The organism is Kribbella shirazensis (assembly GCF_011761605.1).
Classification (GTDB): domain Bacteria; phylum Actinomycetota; class Actinomycetes; order Propionibacteriales; family Kribbellaceae; genus Kribbella; species Kribbella shirazensis.
Map to the genome: position 1 here is coordinate 8,325,212 of NZ_JAASRO010000001.1, position 16,492 is coordinate 8,341,703.

Here is a 16,492-nt window from a genome sequence, read left to right on the forward strand (position 1 = left end):
TGACGCGGCGATTCACACCACAGTTCCGGTCAGCGGCCGACTTTCGCGCCCAGAAATCGCAACTGGTCAGGAAGCATGCGCCGCCAGTAGCCGGGCGTGTGGAGACCGGCCTGCTGGCCGCCCACCGCGTTGAGCTCCTGGCGCAGTGCCGCGGCCGCCTCCGCGAACGGGTCGTCCCGGCCGCAGTCGATGCGAACGGCAACATCCCGGAACCCGCTCGGCCGGCCGAACACCTGGCTGCGCTCGAAGTCCCTGACGTCGTCGAACGCGCCCGGCTGGACGTCGGCGTAGTCGCGCCACAGGGCCGGACTGAGCGCGCCGACAGCCACCGCCCGCACGGCCGGCCCGACCCGGCGCTGCCAGTAGTGCAGGGCGACCCAGAGCAGGGCGCCGTACCCGCCCATCGACCAGCCGAGAACGCCGTACCTGCTGGTGTTCAGGCCGCGCTCGGCGAGCAGCGGGAGGAACTCCTGACCGAGCATGAACCCGGGATCGTTACCGTCCGCGCGCCGGTGCCAGTAGCTGTCCCGGCCGCCGTCGACGGTCGCCAGCGCGAACGGCGGCGTACCCTCGCGGACCGTCGCGGTCAGGTAGCGGTCGATGCCGAGGTCGTCGACGGCCGATGTGTGGTCGCCCCCACGACCGTGAAGGACGAGAACGACGGGCAGTTCGTCCGCCGGGCCGAAACCGTCCGGGTAGAGGATGCTGTAGCCGACCGTCGTCCGGCGGCCGAACGAGTCGAAGCTGCCGGCCACCACCGGGCCGGCGGGGACGTCGGGTACGACGCCGTCCGGGCCGGTCAGGCCGAGTACGTCGTGGACCCGGGCCCGGCCGGGCAGCACGCCGGTCTCCAGCGCGGTCACCGCGGCGACACCGGCGACCGCGGCCACGGCGCCGGTGCGGACGAACGTACGCCGGGTCAACACGGGATCAGGATGCGGTCGGTACGGGGTCAGCGGAGGAGGGCGGCGACCACGGCGATCACCGCGAGCACACCGATCGCGATCAGCTCGGGCCGCGCCCAGCGGGTGATCGTCTCGCCCTCGGACTTCGCGGCATACTGCTCCTGGTGGCTCTCGATCCGGTTGACGACGAATTCGGCCTTGGAGATCGAGCTGTCGTCGGCGAGCTTGCGGCCGCCGACCCGCTGCTTGCGCAGGTCCCGCATGACCAGCTGGACGCCGGGGGCCCGGTACCGGGCGGCCTCGGTGTGCACCCGGAGGATGTCGGTCACGTCGGCTCCGGTCACCTTCGACCACGGGATCTGGTGGTCGCGCAGGTGGTTACGCAGCAGCAGGTTCTCCGGGCTGAGCGTGACGGACGGGCGCATCAGGCCGACGTACGTCAGCACCATGAAGATCCCGATGATGCCGGCCACGAACAGTCCGGTCGCGGTGCGCCATTCCAGGACGATGTCGAGCAGGCCGAGCGCCCCGATCACCAGCACGATGGCCCCGGTGATCCGGTTGGACGCGGACAGGTACTGCTCGCTCTCGGGCGATTTCGACTTCACCAGCACAAAGTAACCGGCGGTCAGAATCGGCACTAGACTCGCCTAGGTGACCACACTCGACAGCGGCGTCGACAGCTTGGCCGACGTGACCTCGTCCGAGGACCGGCTGCGCCGGTTCCTGCTCGGGCTGCCGGGCGTCGACCAGGTCGGCGCGGAGGCCCGCGCGGCCACCCTGAGCACCCGGTCGATCAAGACCACCGCCAAGCAGTACGCGCTGGACCTGGCGATCCGGATGATCGACCTGACCACGCTGGAGGGCCAGGACACCCCGGGCAAGGTGCGGGCCCTGTGCGCGAAGGCGAAGCGGCCCGATCCGGCCGACCCGACCGCGCCGCAGGTAGCCGCGGTCTGTGTGTACCCGGACCTGGTGGCGACCGCCAAGCACGAGCTGAACGGCTCCGGCATCAACGTGGCGAGTGTCGCGACCGCCTTCCCCAGTGGGCGTTCCAGCCTCGCGATCAAGGTCCAGGACACCAAGGACGCGGTCGCGGCCGGCGCCGACGAGGTCGACATGGTGATCGACCGCGGCGCCTTCCTCTCCGGGCGTTACGGGCTGGTCTTCGACGAGATCGCCGCGATCCGCGAGGCCGCCGGCGACGCGCACCTGAAGGTGATCCTGGAGACCGGCGAGCTGGTCACGTACGACAACGTCCGGCGGGCCTCCTGGCTGGCGATGCTGGCCGGCGCGGACTTCATCAAGACCTCCACCGGCAAGGTGTCCCCCGCGGCCACGCTGCCCGTCACCCTGGTGATGCTGGAGGCGGTCCGCGACTACCACGAGGCCACCGGCCTGCACATCGGCGTCAAGCCCGCCGGTGGGATCCGGACAGCGAAGGACGCGATCAAGTACCTGGTCACGGTCAACGAGACCGCCGGACCGGACTGGCTGGACCCGGAGCTGTTCCGCTTCGGCGCCTCCAGCCTGCTGAACGACCTGCTGATGCAACGCACCAAGCTGGCCACCGGACACTACTCCGGCCCCGACTACTTCACGCTGGACTGAGGTTGTTTTGAGCATGGGCAGATTCGAGTACGCACCCGCTCCCGAGTCGCGGGCGATCGTCGACATCAAGTCGTCGTACGGCCTGTTCGTCAACGGGCAGTTCGTCGACGCGACGGACGGGAAGCCGTTCAAGACCGTGTCCCCCGCCTCCGAAGAGGTGCTGGCCGAGGTCAGTGAGGCCGGGCCGGCGGACGTCGACAAGGCCGTCCGCGCCGCGCGGAAGGCGTACGACAAGGTCTGGGGCCCGATGAGCGGCAAGGACCGGGCGAAGTACCTGTTCCGGATCGCGCGGCTGGTCCAGGAGCGCGCCCGGGAGCTGGCGGTGCTGGAGTCGCTGGACAACGGCAAGCCGATCCGCGAGTCCCGTGACGTCGACATCCCGTTGGTGGCCGCGCACTTCTTCTACTACGCGGGCTGGGCCGACAAGCTCGAGTACGCCGGGGTCGGCGACGACCCGCGGCCGTGGGGCGTCGCCGGTCAGGTCATCCCGTGGAACTTCCCGATGCTGATGCTGGCGTGGAAGATCGCGCCCGCGCTGGCGGCCGGCAACACCGTCGTACTGAAGCCGGCCGAGACCACGCCGCTGACCGCGCTGGCGTTCGCGGAGATCTGCCAGCAGGCGGACCTGCCGCCCGGCGTGGTAAACATCGTCACCGGCGCCGGCCGCACCGGTCAGGCCCTGGTCGAGCACTGGGGAGTCGACAAGGTCGCGTTCACCGGATCCACCGAGGTCGGTCGCGCGATCGCGAAGTCGGTGGCCGGCACGGACAAGGCGGTCACGCTCGAGCTCGGCGGCAAGGCGGCGAACATCGTCTTCGAGGACGCGCCGATCGACCAGACCATCGAGGGCATCGTCAACGGCATCTTCTTCAACCAGGGCCACGTCTGCTGCGCGGGCTCGCGCCTGCTGGTCCAGGAGAGCGTGTACGACGAGGTGCTCGCGCGGCTGAAGCGCCGGATGGGCACGTTGCGCGTCGGTGACCCGCTGGACAAGAACACCGACATCGGCGCGATCAACTCGTCGGCCCAGCTGGCGAAGATCCGCGAACTGTCGCAGATCGGCGAGGACGAGGGCGCCGAGCGCTGGTCGCCGGAGTGCGAGCTGCCGAGCGAGGGGTACTGGTTCCCGCCGACCGTCTTCACCGGGGTGTCCCAGGCGCACCGGATCGCCCGCGAGGAGATCTTCGGCCCGGTGCTGTCCGTGCTGACCTTCCGTACCCCGGCCGAGGCGGTCGAGAAGGCGAACAACACCCCGTTCGGGCTGTCCGCGGGAATCTGGACCGACAAGGGTTCCCGGATCCTCTGGATGGCCAACCAGCTGCGCGCCGGCGTGGTCTGGGCGAACACGTTCAACCGCTTCGACCCGACCTCGCCGTTCGGCGGCTACAAGGAGTCGGGTTACGGCCGCGAGGGCGGTCGCCACGGTCTGGAGGCCTACCTTGCCCACTAAGGACACCGCGACTCCGAGGCTCGAAGTGCGCAAGACCTACAAGCTCTACATCGGCGGCGCCTTCCCACGCAGCGAATCGGGCCGTTCGTACGTCGTCAACGACGCCAAGGGCAAGTTCCTGGCGAACGCGTCGCAGGCCTCCCGCAAGGACGCCCGGGACGCGGTGGTCGCGGCCCGGAAGGCGTTCGGCGGGTGGCACGCGCGGACGGCGTACAACCGCGGCCAGGTGCTGTACCGGATCGCCGAGGTGATGGAGGGGCGGCACCAGCAGTTCAGTGCCGAGGTGGCCGCTGGTGAGGGTCTGTCGATCTCCAAGGCCCGTGCGGTCGTGGACGCGTCGATCGACCGCTGGGTCTGGTACGCCGGGTGGGCCGACAAGCTCGCGCAGGTGGTCGGCTCCAGCAACCCGGTGGCCGGCCCGTACTTCGACTTCTCGTTGCCCGAGGCAACCGGCGTGGTCGCGGTGCTCGCGCCGCAGGACTCCAGCCTGCTCGGTCTGACCAGTGTGATCGCGCCCGCGATCGTGTCCGGCAACACGGTCGTCGCGGTCTCGTCGTACGAGCGCCCGCTGCCGGCCGTGACGCTGGGCGAGGTGATGGCGACCTCCGACGTACCCGGTGGGGTGGTCAACATCCTCACCGGTTCCGCGTCCGAGATCGGCCCGTGGCTCGCCTCGCACCAGGACGTGAACGCGATCGACCTGTGCGGCATCACGTCCGAGGACGAGGCCCGCGACCTGGAGATCGCCGCCGCCGGGAACCTCAAGCGGGTACGCCGCCCCGCCGAGGAGGACTGGACCGCGGACCAGGGCCTGTCACGCCTCACGCAGTACCTCGAGCTGAAAACCGTCTGGCACCCGATCGGAGTCTGAGTGCTGAAGCCAGGTGACCGGGTGGCGATCGTTTCGCCGTCCGGTGGTCTGCCGGAGATCTTTCCTGGGCCGTACGAGCTCGGGTTGCGCCGGTTGCGCGACGACTTCGGGCTGGAGCCGGTCGAGTACCCGACGACCCGGAAGCTCGCAAGCACTCCGGAGGAACGGGCGGCCGACCTGCACGCGGCCTGGTCGGATCCATCGATCCGCGCGGTGTTCGCGTCGATCGGCGGCGACGACCAGCTCACAGTACTGAAGCATCTGGACGCGGCGGTCTTCCAGGCGGATCCGAAGCCGTTCTTCGGGTACAGCGACAACACGAATCTGCTGAACTTCCTGTATTCGTTGGGGTTGCCGGCGTTCCACGGCGGCAGTGTGATGGTGCAGTTCGGGCGCAGTGGCGCGATGCATCCGGACACCGAGCGCTCGCTGCGGGCGGCGCTGTTCACCGGTGGCGAGTTCGAGCTGACGCCCGCGGAGGGCTGGACCGACCACGACCACGACTGGAACGTCCCGGAGAACCTGGAGACCGATCCGCCGCTGTTCCCCGGCACCGGCTGGACGTGGAGCGGATCGCGCGCGGTCACCGGAAAGCTTTGGGGCGGTTGCCTCGAGATCCTCGACTGGCAGCTCGCCGCGAACCGCTGGATGCTGCCGACCGAGTCGTACGGCGGCATTCTGTTCCTCGAGACGAGCGAGGAGATGCCGTCGTCGGACGCCGTGTACCGGATGCTGCGCAACTTCGGCGAGCGCGGCCTGCTGGAGCGGTTCGACGCGGTGCTGTGGGGGCGTCCGAAGTCGACGTCGCTGGACCACGAGCTGACCGCGGCGGAGTCGGTCGCGTATGTCACCGGCCAGTACCTCGCGGCCGACCGCGCGCTCGCGGAGTACAACCCGGACGTGGTCGTTGTGAAGGGCCTCGACATCGGTCACACCGACCCGATGCTGGTCCTCCCGTACGGCGGCCACGCGACCGTCGACCCGATCGCCCGGCGGATCACCGTCAGCTACTGACATCTCTGTCAATATCTAACTGATCGCTGTACCTTCGTAGGTGAAAACCTTCATCTTCCGCTCCGCCCCCGGGAGGTCCGAATGGTTCACCGCAGCTTGTCCTTCATCCTCGCGACGTTGCTCACCGCGGTCGCCGGCCTCGCCGTACCGCAGACCGCGTACGCCGGGCAGCCTCCTGTCACCATCACGATCGGCTCGTCGCAGGTCGACCTGACCTTCAACGACCCCGTCGACCACAACGGCCAGGACATCACCCAGCTGAACAAAATGATCGCCCTGTTCAACGGAGCACCGGCCGGGTCCGAGGTACGGATCGCGCTCTACAGCATCACCGCCAACATCGTGTACGACGCGATCGAGGCCGCTGTGAAACGTGGCGTGCACGTGTATGTGGTGCACAACGGTGAGGACAAGAACTCCACCGACGACTCCCCGGCCGCGCTCGCGTCGCTGCTGGGCGCCAACCACCACTGGTGCGACCACGGCAGCAGCTCTCTCGCGTACGGCGGCGGCTGCATCTCGAACTCGAGCACCGGGCTGATGCACGCGAAGTACATGTTGTTCTCGCAGACCAAGGACGCGTCCGGTACGACGCGGTCCTGGGTGACCTGGTTCGGCTCGCCCAACATGACGTATGCCTCGGGCGCGAACCTGTTCAACAACTCCTTCACCGTCTACGGCGACAAGACCCTCTACGACAACTTCTACAGCCAGCAATGGCTGCCGCAGTGGCAGGAGAACACCTACGCGGACAACGACTTCTACGTCGCCTCGGCGCCGCGGGGGTACTTCGGCTCCTCCGCCTCGAACATCCAGGTCTACTCATCCCCGGAGCAGAACACCGACCTGGTCGCGAACCGGCTCAGCTACATCGACGCGGACGCCGACTGCCGGATCCGGGTGATGGAGGCGTCGATCAACGACACCCGCTCGGCGGTCGTCGACATGCTGGTGTCGTTGCACAGCGGCGGATGCAAGGTGTGGGTGGACGTCGGCGCCATCCAGAGCGGGTCGCTGAGCAAGCTCAAGTCGGCAGGCATCCCGGTCCGTAAGTCTCCCGTGCACGACAAGACGATCATCGTGTCGGCACGGTACGCCGGTTCGAGTGCGGTACGGCCGCTGGTCTTCACCGGTTCACACAACCTGACCGCGTCCGCGCTGCAGTACAACGACGAGATCCTCGTCAAGGTCGCGGACAGTCAGCCGATGTACGACGCCTTCTACGCCCACTTCAACGACGCCTACAACACCGGTACCGCACTCTGACCGCTACCTCACCACCGTGCGGGTGAGCGCCGGGTTCGGGTCGGGATAGCAGGCGACCGGGGCCGTGGTGGTGAGGAACTTCCATTTGATCTTGGCCTGCAGGGTGAGGCCCGGGTCGTCATAGCTGCTGCCCTTGAGCCTGGTCTCGATGACAGTGCCCGGGCGGCCCGATTTGAGGCGGACGCTCAGCGCCGGGAGTTCGTAGCTCGCACCGCCCGGGATCGGACCGGCGACTTTGACCACTACGGCGTTTCCTTCGAGCTGCACCGTTGGGGTGGAGTTCAGGCCCGAGCCGCCGACGATTCTGGCGCTCACGTAGGCGGCGGTGGGCGGGATCGGGACCCGAAGCGTGAGGTCGCGGACCTCCTTCAGCTTGAAGCCCTTGACCTCGCCCGGGAGCGTCCCGGGCTGCGGCCGGACGGCGATGGTGAAGCGGGAGTTCGCGGGTACGGCAGCCGGCGCCTGGGCGTCGACGGCCTGCCGCAGCGAAAGCGTGTGCCGACCGAACTTCGTATCCGCGCGGCAGGCATAGCTCGCGACAGGCTGAGCAAGGACCTGGGCTTGGACTTGGGCTTGGGCATCGGTCGGGGCGAGTAAGGCGAGAACCACCACAAGACTGCGGTAAGTAGCCATACAACTACTCTATGCAGTCATCGCCCGAACAGGAACCATCCGCCCACACCGGCGGCCACGAACACTACGGGCAGCGCCAGCAGGAACCACGCGCGCCTCCGGCGCCGGCGCCGTACCGGCGGATCGGTCGCGACCGTGGTGTCCAGGTCGTCGTCGGTGATCGCGGTCCGCTCCGCCGCGCGCATCGGCGCCTCCTGCTCCAGGCGGTACGCCTCCGCCTCGAGCCGCTCGGCCAGCGTGTCCGCACGCTCCCAGCGATCGGTCACGCGGTACGCCAGCGCCCGCGCGAAGATGTCGTCGAGCTGCCCGACCGAGTCGTGCAGCACCGAACGCAGGCTCGGCGGCGGCAGATCGGGGTCCCGGTTCAGCACGTCACCGATCGACGTCGCGGAGTACGGCGGATGCCCGGTGAGGAGCGCGTACGTGACGGCGCCGACGGCGTAGATGTCGGCCCGCTCGTCGAAGCCACCGTCGCCGCGGCCCTGCTCGGGCGCCATGTAGGCCGGCGTACCGACGGCCTGGGTGAGTCCGGACGCCTCCGCGGCGCGCTTCGCGAGGCCGAGGTCGGCGAGCACGATCCGGTGCGTTCCGCCGCCGGCCTCCGTGCCGGGCCGGAGCAGCAGGTTCGCCGGAGTGACGTCGCGGTGTACGACGCCCTCGCTGTGCAGCGCCGCGACCGCCCGCGCCAGGTCGGCGCCCCACCAGAGCGCGTCCACCGGGTCCAGCTGTCCGTGCCGCAGTACGTCGCCCAGCGTCCCGCCGCCGACGTAGTCCATCACGAAGTACGGCCGCCCGTCCGGGAGCTTGCCCAGGTCGAACACCCGGACGACCCGGTCGCTCGCGATCCGGCGCATCAGCCGCGCCTCGGACAGGAAGCGTTCGCGGACGTCGGCGCGCGACGCCCAGTTGTCCGCGAGCACCTTGACGGCGACGTCGACGTCCAGGTCGTCGTCGTACCCCCGCCAGACGGTCGCGAACGCACCCGCGCCGATCTTGTCCCGTAACCGGTACCGCCCGATGACATCCATCCCCGCTATTGTCGGTCACAAACCAGTTCAAAAGGGGGAGCATGACCGAGGAGCTGGAAGAACTCGCGGCCCGGGCTGCAGCCGGGGACCAGTCGGTGCTTCCACAACTTCTGCAGGCGATCAGGCCGCAGGTGCAGCGCCGGGTGGCAAAGTTCCTGCCGTACCGGGAGGACGCCGAGGAAGCGGTGCAGGACACGCTGCTCCAGGTGGTCAACAAGGTGCACACGTTCAAGGGCACCGGCAGCTTCGCGGGGTGGGTGACGATCGTCGCGACCAACCAGGCGCGGCAGACCTACCGGTCGCTGAAGCGGCGCGCCGTCGAGCAGTCCGCCGAGGTCCTGCCCGAGTCCGTCGATCCGCGCACCACTTCGGTCATCGCCGGCTCGCGCCTGGACCTCCTGGAAGCGCTCGAGGACCTCGAGTCCCACCACCCGCAGCTCGTCCAGCCGCTCGTCCTGCGCGACCTCGGCGCGCTCTCGTACGCCGAGATCGCCGACGAGCTCGACGTACCGCTCGGCACCGTCAAGGCCCGCATCCACCAGGCCCGCAAAGCCGTCGCGGAACGCATGACCGTGCGCTGAACCGCTACTCCCCCGCCCTCCGTCGGGCCGTGTCGGCGGCCAGGGAGGCGACGGCGCGGATCTCGTTGTCGGTGGTGTCGTTGAGGACGCCGGTGATCAGGTCGACGTCGTCCGGTTCGGCGAGGGTGGTGAGGACGTTCAGTGCGCTCAGGTGGTCGAAGCCGGCGCGGATGTCGTCGCCGGCCTCGACGGGCGGGCGGGCCAGGATCTCGCGGGCGACCTCGCGGACGTCGGCGGCCAGCGGTTCGAGCGGGTTGCCACCGCTCAGGCGCGTGTACGCGGCGGCGACCTGGTACATGTTCAGCGCACGGCAGACGGTCGGAACATTCGGGCTGTGCAGGAGCGCGTCGAAAGCCTGGAGTGGGATGCCAACCTCGTCTGCGCTCATATGGGAACGCTAGCGGCTGCGTGCAGGTGGTTGGCCAGCAGGTGCACGGAATCGGGAGCGTCGGCGCCGTAGCAGAGCAGGTGCTGGCGGGTGGACCAGGCGTCCTGGAGCGGGCAGATGTCGACGTCGACGGTCGAGTGGACGGCGCGTCGCGGTACGACGGCCAGACCTGCACCCGCGGTGGCGAGGGTGATGAGCGCGTGAAGGGTCGGGACGAGGGTGCGGTAGCGCGGCGCGGGCGCGTGCGGACCGAGGCGGTCGTCCATCCACTGGCTGAGCGGTGAGTTCCGGTCGAGGCCGACCAGGGGATGCTCGGCGACTTCGGCGTACGCGATCGAGGCCCGGCCGGACAGGGTGCCGCCGGCCTGGCCGATCACGACGAGCGAGTCGTCGGCCAGCGGTTCGGTCAGTAGCGGGGTGGGCTCGTCGTCGAGGATCACGCCGAGGTCCGCCTCCCCGGCGGCGAGCAGGCGGACGCTGCGGATGGTACGGCGCTCGCTCACGTTCACGTCGTACTCCGGATGGTCGCGGAGGAACGTGGCGAGGGCGGTCGGGACGAGCTGGTGCATCGCGGACCCGCCGGCGACCAGGCGGATCGGCTCCGAGCGAGAGACGGCGTACGACGCGACCGCGCTGTCCAGCCGTGTCGTCTCGGCCAGCACCTCGCGGGCGTGCCGGGCGAGGGTGGCGCCGGCCGGGGTCAGCCGGACGCCGCGTCGCTCGCGGACCAGCAGCGGTACGCCGGCCTGCGCCTCGAGCGCCCTGACCCGCGCACTGGCCGAAGGCAGACTGAGGTGCATCACCCGCGCGCCGGCAGTGATCGAGCCCTCTGCCGCGACATGCGTGAAGAGCCGGAGATCGTCGAGGTCGTACCGCATGAGCCCAGCCTACGTCTCTGGCTAAGGCTGACTACGGGGATCGCGCATTGTGGAGTCTCCGCCGACCCAGGATCCTCGAAGGGTGCTGCTGATCCTCCTGGCCGGTGTCGCGGCCGGCGCGCTGAACGCCGTCGGCGGCGGGAGATCGAAGGGGCTCACCCAACTGATGACCGGGCTGTTCTTCGTACGGGCGTTCGCGTGAACCCGGCGCAGGAGTCGGCACAGTTGGCGATGGCCTACCAGGCGTGTGAGGTCGCGGACCTGGCGGCGGCGGTGGTCGACGTCCACGATCCCGCCGAGGCGGCGGCGCAGGCGGCCCGGGTCCTCGCGGCAGCGCGGGAACTGGTCGCCGCCGCGGCTCGTCTCGCCGATCCCGTGGCGCCGACGGATCCGCTGCAACTGTTCGCGTACGAGCATCCCGAAGAGGCCGCCGCGGACGTGGCGGACTGGGTCAGCCGTCGGCGCTAGGGTTGGCGCGGCGACCCTGCGGTTGTTCGTGCGGGAGCTGCTCGCGCTCGCGGCGCAGGTACAGACCGGCGGCCGTGGACACGCTCGTGAGCAGCCAGACCACGACGCCCGCATCGTCGGTGACGCCAATGATCGGGAGCAGGTCGGGCAGGATGTCCACCGGCGAGACCAGGTAGACGAGCGCCAGCAGCCACAGGAAGGTCCGGCTCTTCGGCAGGTCGGCGTACGTCCCGCGGCGAACGTCCCGGAGCAGCCGCGGAAGCGCCTTCGCCCGGTCGATCACGTTCCCGACCGGCACCGGCTCACCACGCGCGATCTTCCGCCGACGCACAACCCGCCGCCGCACCGCACCCAGGGCGCCGACCCCCGCCCCGATCACCAGCAGGCCGGCCCCGACCGCGACCGCGGGCAGCCCCACGACGTCACCGTCGCGGAACAGCAACGTCAGCAGCCCGATCACCCCGAGCAACGCCCCGAAGTACACCATCCACCCACTGTAGAGGGCGTTTCAGCCGACCGGGCTCAACGCAGCGAGGCGAGCGAGCTGGTCGGGCGTCAGTTCGAGCCCGGCGGCCGCGACGTTCTCCTCCAGATGCCGCACCGAACTGGTCCCCGGGATCGGCACCACCACGGGTGACCCGTGCAGGAGCCACGCCAGCGACAGCTGCGCGGCGGTCGCACCCAGCTCACCGGCGATCATCCCGAGGAGCTGCGAACCGGCGTGCTCACCGAGTGCGATCGGGACCCAGGGGATGAACGCGATCCCCTCCGCGGTGCAGTAGTCGAGGACGTCCTCGTGCCGGCGGTCGGTCAGGTTGTACCGGTTCTGCACGCTGACCACGTCGACGTACCGCCGGGCCTCGCGAAGCTGCTCCACAGTCACCTCGGACAGGCCGACGTGCCGCACCTTGCCCTCGGCAACCAGTCGCGCCAGGGCACCCAACTGGTCCGGGAACGGCACGGCGGGGTCGATCCGGTGCAACTGCAGGAGATCGATCCGCTCGACCCGCAACCGCCGCAGGCACAGCTCCGCCGCCTGCCGCAGGTACTCCGGTCGCCCGCACGGCGTCCACTCGCCGGGCGACGGGCGGGTGTGCCCGACCTTGGTGGCGATCAGGACGTTGCCGTAAGGATGCAGAGCCTCGGCGAGCAGCTCCTCGTTGGCGCCGATGCCGTACGCGTCGGCGGTGTCGATGAAGTCGACACCGAGCTCGACCGCCCGTCGGGCGACCCGGATCGCGTCGGTGCGGTCGGCGGCCGGGCGGTACCCGGTCAGCCGCATCGCGCCGAAGCCCAGCCGATGCACGTCCAGCTCGCCGATCTTCAGTCGTGTGTTGTCCATGCGGCCCAGGGTCCGGCGAGCGTCCGGCGTACCTGAAATGATTTAGGCTGAGCTAAATGCTGACGCTCACCTTCACCGTGGCGGACCTGGCCCGGACGAGGCTCGCGATGTCCCCGCTCTGGGAGGTCGTGGCGAGCATCCGGCTGCTCAAGTCACCCCGGCCGCATCCTTTCCACAGCCGGTGGGCGCGCGCGACCAGGGAGCGACTCGCCGGGACGGAGCTCGACCTGCTGTTCGATCTGGTCGACCCTGCCGTCTGGTACCTGGCCGACTTCCTCACCCCGCCGCCGAGCAGCCCGCTTCCTGATCTCGAGAGCGATCTCAGCACACTCCGGCGGGTGCCGCCCGAGCAGGTCCGCGCCGATCTCGACATCCTCGCGTACGCGCGCCGCCGCTCGTTCGGCTCGCTCGCCGAGGCGCAGCTCCCGCGCCGGCTGCGCAGTCCGCGGCCGGGCGAGCTACCGACCGCGCGAGTCGCCGAGTTGTACGCCGACCCGGCCGAAGGCATCACCCGCCTGGCGGAACAGATCGCGACGTACTGGGAACTCGCGCTGGCGCCGTACTGGGGGCGGATCCGGACGCTGCTCGACGACGACCTGCTCTACCGCGGCCGCCGCCTCGGACAGGCGGGACCGGCGGGGCTGTTCGAGGATCTCGCCGACGGCGTGCGGTGGCGCGACGGCACGCTCTCGATCCGGCACCGGCGCTTCCACGGCGAGCGGAAGCTGACCGGCGAAGGGCTCCTGCTCACCCCGTCTGCGTTCGTCTGGCCGACGGTCTACTCGAGCACGATCCCGCCGTGGCAGCCCACTCTCACCTACCCGGCCCGGGGAGTCGCCGCCCTCTGGCACGACTCGCCGCGCCCCACCCCGGCAGGTCTCGCGGCCGTCCTGGGACGCTCACGCGCCGACCTGCTCGCCCAGCTCGACACACCGCGCTCCACCACGGAGCTCGCCGCCCGCACCGGCATCACACCTGGCGGCGTGTCCCAGCACCTCACCGCACTCCGCAGCGCCGGCCTGGTCACCCGGCACCGATCCGGCCGCACGGTCCTGTACGCCCGCTCCGCCGCCGCCGACACTCTCCTCGACGCCAGCACCTGACCTCTTCGGAACAAATTCGCCACTATCCGGCCATTTGTTTCCGAAAAGCCGCCTGGGCCGCCTAGCGGTTGTACGGCTGGGAGAGGAGCGGGCGGGTGTTGGCGAGGACCTGCTCGTAGTTGGTGCGGATGGTGGTGGCGTCGACCGTTACGGCGGGCTCGGGTTTGCCGAGCGGGATCTGCCAGGTCGGTGGAGTGTCGGCGCCGGACAGGGCCCAGGCGGCCTGGCGCGCGGCGCCGAGGGCGACGTACTCGGCCGGCTCGGGGAGGACGAGCTCCGCGCCGAGGATCGCCGGGGCGAGAGCCTGGACGGCGCGTGAGCGGGCGCCGCCGCCGAGGAGCAGGACGCGCTGGACCGGCACGCCCTGGTCGCGGAGCGCGTCGACGGCGTCGGCGAGCCCGCACAGCAGACCCTCGACCGCGGCGCGGGCCATCGTCGCGGGCTGCATCGTGGAGCGGGTCAGACCGTAGATCAGGCCGGTCGAGTGCGGGAGGTCCGGCGTACGCTCGCCGTCCAGGAACGGCAGCAGGACGAGGCCGTCACTTCCCGGCGAGGACAGCGCCGCCTCGTCGAAGGCGGAGAGCTCCAGGCCGAGCATCTGCGCGGTCGCGGACATCACGCGGGCCGCGTTCAGCGTGCAGACGAGCGGCAAGTACTCGCCGGTGGCGTCGGCGAACGCAGCCACCAGTCCGGTCGCGTCCTTGGTGGGGTGCGCGGACCGCGCGAACGCCGTACCGCTGGTGCCGAGGGAGACCGCGACGTCGCCGGGCTGCAGGTCGAGACCCAGCGCCGCGGCCGCGTTGTCCCCGGTGCCGGCCGCGATCGCCGCACCGAACGAGGTCCGGCCGACGATCTCGGCAGGTCCGGCGATCCGGGGCAGCGCGAGCTGACGGCCGAACGCGAGCTCGACCAGATCCGTCCGGTAGTCGTTGGCCGTCGGTGACCACCAGCCGGTGCCGGACGCGTCTCCACGGTCGGTGGTGATGCCGTCGATCCCGTGCCGGTCGGCGGCCAGCCGATGCGTCATCCAGTCGTGGGGCAGTACGACGGCCGCGGCCCGCCGCGCGGCGTCACGGCGTACCTCGGCCGTCCCGCGCGCGGCCTCGTCCCGCAGCCAGCGCAGCTTCGTGACAGTGAAGGACGGGACCGGAACCGAACCGGTCGCCTCCGCCCACGCCTCGGGGCCGCCGAGCTCGGCGATCAGCTCGGCGGTCGCGTCGGCGGAACTGGTGTCGTTCCACAGGACGGCCGGGTGGACGACCTCACCAGTGTCGTCCAGCAGGACCATGCCGTGCTGCTGCCCGCCGATCGCGATCGCCTGGACGCCGTCGAGCAGCCCGTCGGAAGCGATCTCCCACGCCTTCCACCACTCGGCGGGGTCCACCTGGGTCCCGTCGGGGTGCGGCGCCCGGCCCTCTCGCAGTACCGCGCCGGTCTCCGCGTCGCACACGACCACCTTGGTCGCCTGGGTGGAACAGTCCACCCCGGCAACCAGCCTCAGCTCAGTCATGGCACCCAGACTAGAGCGCTTCCACCGTCGCCCGCGCGCCGATCTCGTGGAGCGACTTCACTGCGGCCCTGTACGGCGTCACGAACCGCTCGTCCGACGCCAGGTCACCGAACAGGTCCGGATCCGAGATGAACACCAACGGATCCTCCCGGTTGTGCTGGGCCCGCTCGACCAGCTTGTCGCGCAGCCGGTCGACGACCTCGATCGGCTGCCCCTGCTCGTCGACACCCTCGGCGTACCGCGCCCAGGACGCGACCACGAGCACCGACCGCGTGATCTCCCGGCCGGCCGCCAACTGCTCGCGCACCACCGGCAGCAACCACTTCGGGATCCGGTCCGAGCTCTCCGCACACAACCGCGCGAGCGTGTCCCGTACTTCGGGATTCGCGAACCGCTCGATCAGCTGGTGCTTGTAGCGGTCCAGGTCGACCCCGGGCACCGGCGGCAACGTCGGCGTTCCCTCGTTGTCCATGTAGCCGAGCAGGAAGTCGACGTACAGCTTGTCCTGGCAGACCTCGTGCGCGTAGCGGTAACCGTCCAGGAACCCGAGGTAGCACAGCGCCTGGTGGCTCGCGTTCAGCAGCCGCAGCTTCATCAGCTCGTACGGCTCGACGTCCTCGACGATCTGGACACCGACGTCCTCGTACGGCGGCCGCTCGCCACCGAAGTCGTCCTCGAGCACCCATTGCGTGAACGGCTCGCACACCACCGGCCAGCCGTCCTCGATGCCGAACCGCTCGGCCAGCGCCTCCCGGTCCGCGTCCGCGGTGACCGGCGTGATCCGGTCGACCATGCAGTTCGGGAAGCGCACCTCGTTCTCGAGGAACTCGGCCGTGGCCGGGTCCTTCAACCGCGCGAAGCCGGCGATCATCTTGCGCGCCACATGTCCGTTGCCCGGGATGTTGTCGCAGGACATCACGGTGAACGGCGGTACACCGGCCTCGCGCCGCCGGCGCAGCGCCTCCACGATGAACCCGAACGCACTACCCGGCGTCGCACCCGGCCGCAGGTCCGCGGCCAGCGCGGGATCCGAGGCGTCGAGCTCACCGGTCACCTGGTTGACGTGGTACCCGCCCTCGGTGATCGTCAACGACACGATCCGCGTCGCCGGGTCGACCATCCGCGCGAGCACGGCCTCAGGATCGTCGGGCGCAAACAGATACCCCACGATCGACCCGACCACCCGAGGCTCCAACTGCCCGTCCGGATGCTTGACGACCAACGTGTACAAACAGTCCTGGGCCGACATCACCTGGGCCATCCGTCGGTCGTTCGGGAGCACCCCGACGCCGATGATCCCCCAGTCGAGCGCTTTCCCGTCGTTCATCAGCCGATCCAGATACATCGCCTGATGAGCACGATGAAAGCCGCCCACGCCGAAGTGCACGATCCCCGGCGTCACCGCCGTACGGTCGTAGGAAGGCACCGGGACGTCATTGCCCAG

Annotated in this window: 18 protein-coding genes; 8 read left to right on the plus strand and 10 right to left on the minus strand. The window is 69.9% G+C overall.

Annotated elements, in window-relative coordinates:
• Positions 1-29 precede the first annotated feature (29 nt).
• Positions 30-926 carry an alpha/beta hydrolase-fold protein gene (locus BJY22_RS39645; RefSeq protein ID WP_167217255.1) on the minus strand — a complete coding sequence of 299 codons (897 nt, stop codon included), beginning with the start codon at positions 924-926 and terminating at the stop codon, positions 30-32.
• Between the two features lie 26 nt (positions 927-952).
• A complete protein-coding gene (locus tag BJY22_RS39650) occupies positions 953-1,513 on the minus strand; it encodes a PH domain-containing protein (protein WP_167217257.1) in 561 nt (186 codons plus the stop codon).
• Positions 1,514-1,559: 46 nt separating this feature from the next.
• Here BJY22_RS39650 and deoC point away from each other — a divergent pair, with 46 nt between their 5' ends.
• The 5 genes from deoC (at position 1,560) to BJY22_RS39675 (ending at position 7,117) form a co-directional block, all read left to right on the plus strand.
• Positions 1,560-2,516: a deoxyribose-phosphate aldolase gene (gene deoC, locus BJY22_RS39655; protein WP_167217259.1), complete on the plus strand. Its 957-nt coding sequence runs from the start codon at positions 1,560-1,562 to the stop codon at positions 2,514-2,516.
• A 13-nt stretch (positions 2,517-2,529) separates the two neighbouring features.
• Positions 2,530-3,966: an aldehyde dehydrogenase family protein gene (locus BJY22_RS39660; protein ID WP_167217261.1), complete on the plus strand. Its 1,437-nt coding sequence runs from the start codon at positions 2,530-2,532 to the stop codon at positions 3,964-3,966.
• Positions 3,956-4,837 (plus strand): aldehyde dehydrogenase family protein, encoded by an 882-nt coding sequence (locus BJY22_RS39665; protein ID WP_167217263.1) that lies wholly within the window; start codon positions 3,956-3,958, stop codon positions 4,835-4,837. Before BJY22_RS39660 ends, BJY22_RS39665 begins: the two co-directional genes overlap by 11 nt.
• Before the next feature lie 21 nt (positions 4,838-4,858).
• Positions 4,859-5,851 (plus strand): S66 family peptidase, encoded by a 993-nt coding sequence (locus BJY22_RS39670; RefSeq protein WP_337759811.1) that lies wholly within the window; start codon positions 4,859-4,861, stop codon positions 5,849-5,851.
• Positions 5,852-5,932: 81 nt separating this feature from the next.
• On the plus strand, positions 5,933-7,117 hold the full coding sequence (locus BJY22_RS39675; protein ID WP_167217267.1) for a phospholipase D-like domain-containing protein: 1,185 nt from the start codon (positions 5,933-5,935) through the stop codon (positions 7,115-7,117).
• 3 nt (positions 7,118-7,120) lie between these two features.
• On the opposite strand, the gene BJY22_RS39680 is transcribed toward BJY22_RS39675, so the two are convergent.
• Both BJY22_RS39680 and BJY22_RS39685 read right to left on the minus strand, forming a co-directional pair.
• The gene (locus tag BJY22_RS39680; RefSeq protein WP_167217269.1) at positions 7,121-7,750 is read right to left on the minus strand and encodes a hypothetical protein; all 630 of its coding nucleotides are present in this window, start codon (positions 7,748-7,750) and stop codon (positions 7,121-7,123) included.
• Positions 7,751-7,767: 17 nt separating this feature from the next.
• Positions 7,768-8,778: a serine/threonine-protein kinase gene (locus BJY22_RS39685; RefSeq protein ID WP_167217271.1), complete on the minus strand. Its 1,011-nt coding sequence runs from the start codon at positions 8,776-8,778 to the stop codon at positions 7,768-7,770.
• Positions 8,779-8,819: 41 nt separating this feature from the next.
• Here BJY22_RS39685 and BJY22_RS39690 point away from each other — a divergent pair, with 41 nt between their 5' ends.
• Positions 8,820-9,359, plus strand: a complete 540-nt coding sequence (locus BJY22_RS39690) for an RNA polymerase sigma factor (protein ID WP_167217273.1) — start codon at positions 8,820-8,822, stop codon at positions 9,357-9,359.
• 4 nt (positions 9,360-9,363) lie between these two features.
• On the opposite strand, the gene BJY22_RS39695 is transcribed toward BJY22_RS39690, so the two are convergent.
• Both BJY22_RS39695 and BJY22_RS39700 read right to left on the minus strand, forming a co-directional pair.
• Positions 9,364-9,747, minus strand: a complete 384-nt coding sequence (locus tag BJY22_RS39695) for a hypothetical protein (protein WP_167217275.1) — start codon at positions 9,745-9,747, stop codon at positions 9,364-9,366.
• On the minus strand, positions 9,744-10,625 hold the full coding sequence (locus BJY22_RS39700) for a LysR family transcriptional regulator (protein WP_167217277.1): 882 nt from the start codon (positions 10,623-10,625) through the stop codon (positions 9,744-9,746). The genes BJY22_RS39695 and BJY22_RS39700 overlap by 4 nt, the downstream gene beginning before the upstream one ends.
• A 198-nt stretch (positions 10,626-10,823) precedes the next feature.
• On the opposite strand from BJY22_RS39700, the gene BJY22_RS39705 reads away from it, so the two are divergent.
• A complete protein-coding gene (locus BJY22_RS39705) occupies positions 10,824-11,093 on the plus strand; it encodes a hypothetical protein (protein ID WP_167217279.1) in 270 nt (89 codons plus the stop codon).
• Here BJY22_RS39705 and BJY22_RS39710 read toward each other — a convergent pair.
• Entirely contained in the window at positions 11,077-11,580 is a 504-nt protein-coding gene (locus tag BJY22_RS39710) for a YkvA family protein (RefSeq protein WP_167217281.1), read from the minus strand. The two genes, BJY22_RS39705 and BJY22_RS39710, sit on opposite strands and share 17 nt — an antisense overlap.
• A 21-nt stretch (positions 11,581-11,601) precedes the next feature.
• Positions 11,602-12,435, minus strand: a complete 834-nt coding sequence (locus tag BJY22_RS39715; RefSeq protein WP_167217283.1) for an aldo/keto reductase — start codon at positions 12,433-12,435, stop codon at positions 11,602-11,604.
• A 56-nt stretch (positions 12,436-12,491) separates the two neighbouring features.
• Here BJY22_RS39715 and BJY22_RS39720 point away from each other — a divergent pair, with 56 nt between their 5' ends.
• A complete protein-coding gene (locus BJY22_RS39720) occupies positions 12,492-13,538 on the plus strand; it encodes an ArsR/SmtB family transcription factor (RefSeq protein ID WP_167217284.1) in 1,047 nt (348 codons plus the stop codon).
• A gap of 61 nt (positions 13,539-13,599) precedes the next feature.
• Here BJY22_RS39720 and xylB read toward each other — a convergent pair whose 3' ends face one another.
• Entirely contained in the window at positions 13,600-15,048 is a 1,449-nt protein-coding gene (gene xylB, locus BJY22_RS39725; protein WP_202891476.1) for a xylulokinase, read from the minus strand.
• A 10-nt stretch (positions 15,049-15,058) separates the two neighbouring features.
• Positions 15,059-16,474 (minus strand): mannitol dehydrogenase family protein, encoded by a 1,416-nt coding sequence (locus BJY22_RS39730; RefSeq protein ID WP_337759812.1) that lies wholly within the window; start codon positions 16,472-16,474, stop codon positions 15,059-15,061.
• Positions 16,475-16,492 lie beyond the last annotated feature (18 nt).

Excerpts from the sequence above, each read along its gene's own strand:
- BJY22_RS39660 (WP_167217261.1), top strand. The coding sequence starts at position 2,530 with ATGGGCAGATTCGAGTACGCACCCGCTCCCGAGTCGCGGGCGATCGTC.
- BJY22_RS39675 (WP_167217267.1), top strand. The coding sequence starts at position 5,933 with ATGGTTCACCGCAGCTTGTCCTTCATCCTCGCGACGTTGCTCACCGCG.
- BJY22_RS39680 (WP_167217269.1), bottom strand. The coding sequence starts at position 7,750 with ATGGCTACTTACCGCAGTCTTGTGGTGGTTCTCGCCTTACTCGCCCCG.
- BJY22_RS39685 (WP_167217271.1), bottom strand. The coding sequence starts at position 8,778 with ATGGATGTCATCGGGCGGTACCGGTTACGGGACAAGATCGGCGCGGGT.
- BJY22_RS39690 (WP_167217273.1), top strand. The coding sequence starts at position 8,820 with ATGACCGAGGAGCTGGAAGAACTCGCGGCCCGGGCTGCAGCCGGGGAC.
- BJY22_RS39695 (WP_167217275.1), bottom strand. The coding sequence starts at position 9,747 with ATGAGCGCAGACGAGGTTGGCATCCCACTCCAGGCTTTCGACGCGCTC.
- BJY22_RS39700 (WP_167217277.1), bottom strand. The coding sequence starts at position 10,625 with ATGCGGTACGACCTCGACGATCTCCGGCTCTTCACGCATGTCGCGGCA.
- BJY22_RS39710 (WP_167217281.1), bottom strand. The coding sequence starts at position 11,580 with ATGGTGTACTTCGGGGCGTTGCTCGGGGTGATCGGGCTGCTGACGTTG.
- BJY22_RS39715 (WP_167217283.1), bottom strand. The coding sequence starts at position 12,435 with ATGGACAACACACGACTGAAGATCGGCGAGCTGGACGTGCATCGGCTG.
- BJY22_RS39720 (WP_167217284.1), top strand. The coding sequence starts at position 12,492 with ATGCTGACGCTCACCTTCACCGTGGCGGACCTGGCCCGGACGAGGCTC.
- xylB (WP_202891476.1), bottom strand. The coding sequence starts at position 15,048 with ATGACTGAGCTGAGGCTGGTTGCCGGGGTGGACTGTTCCACCCAGGCG.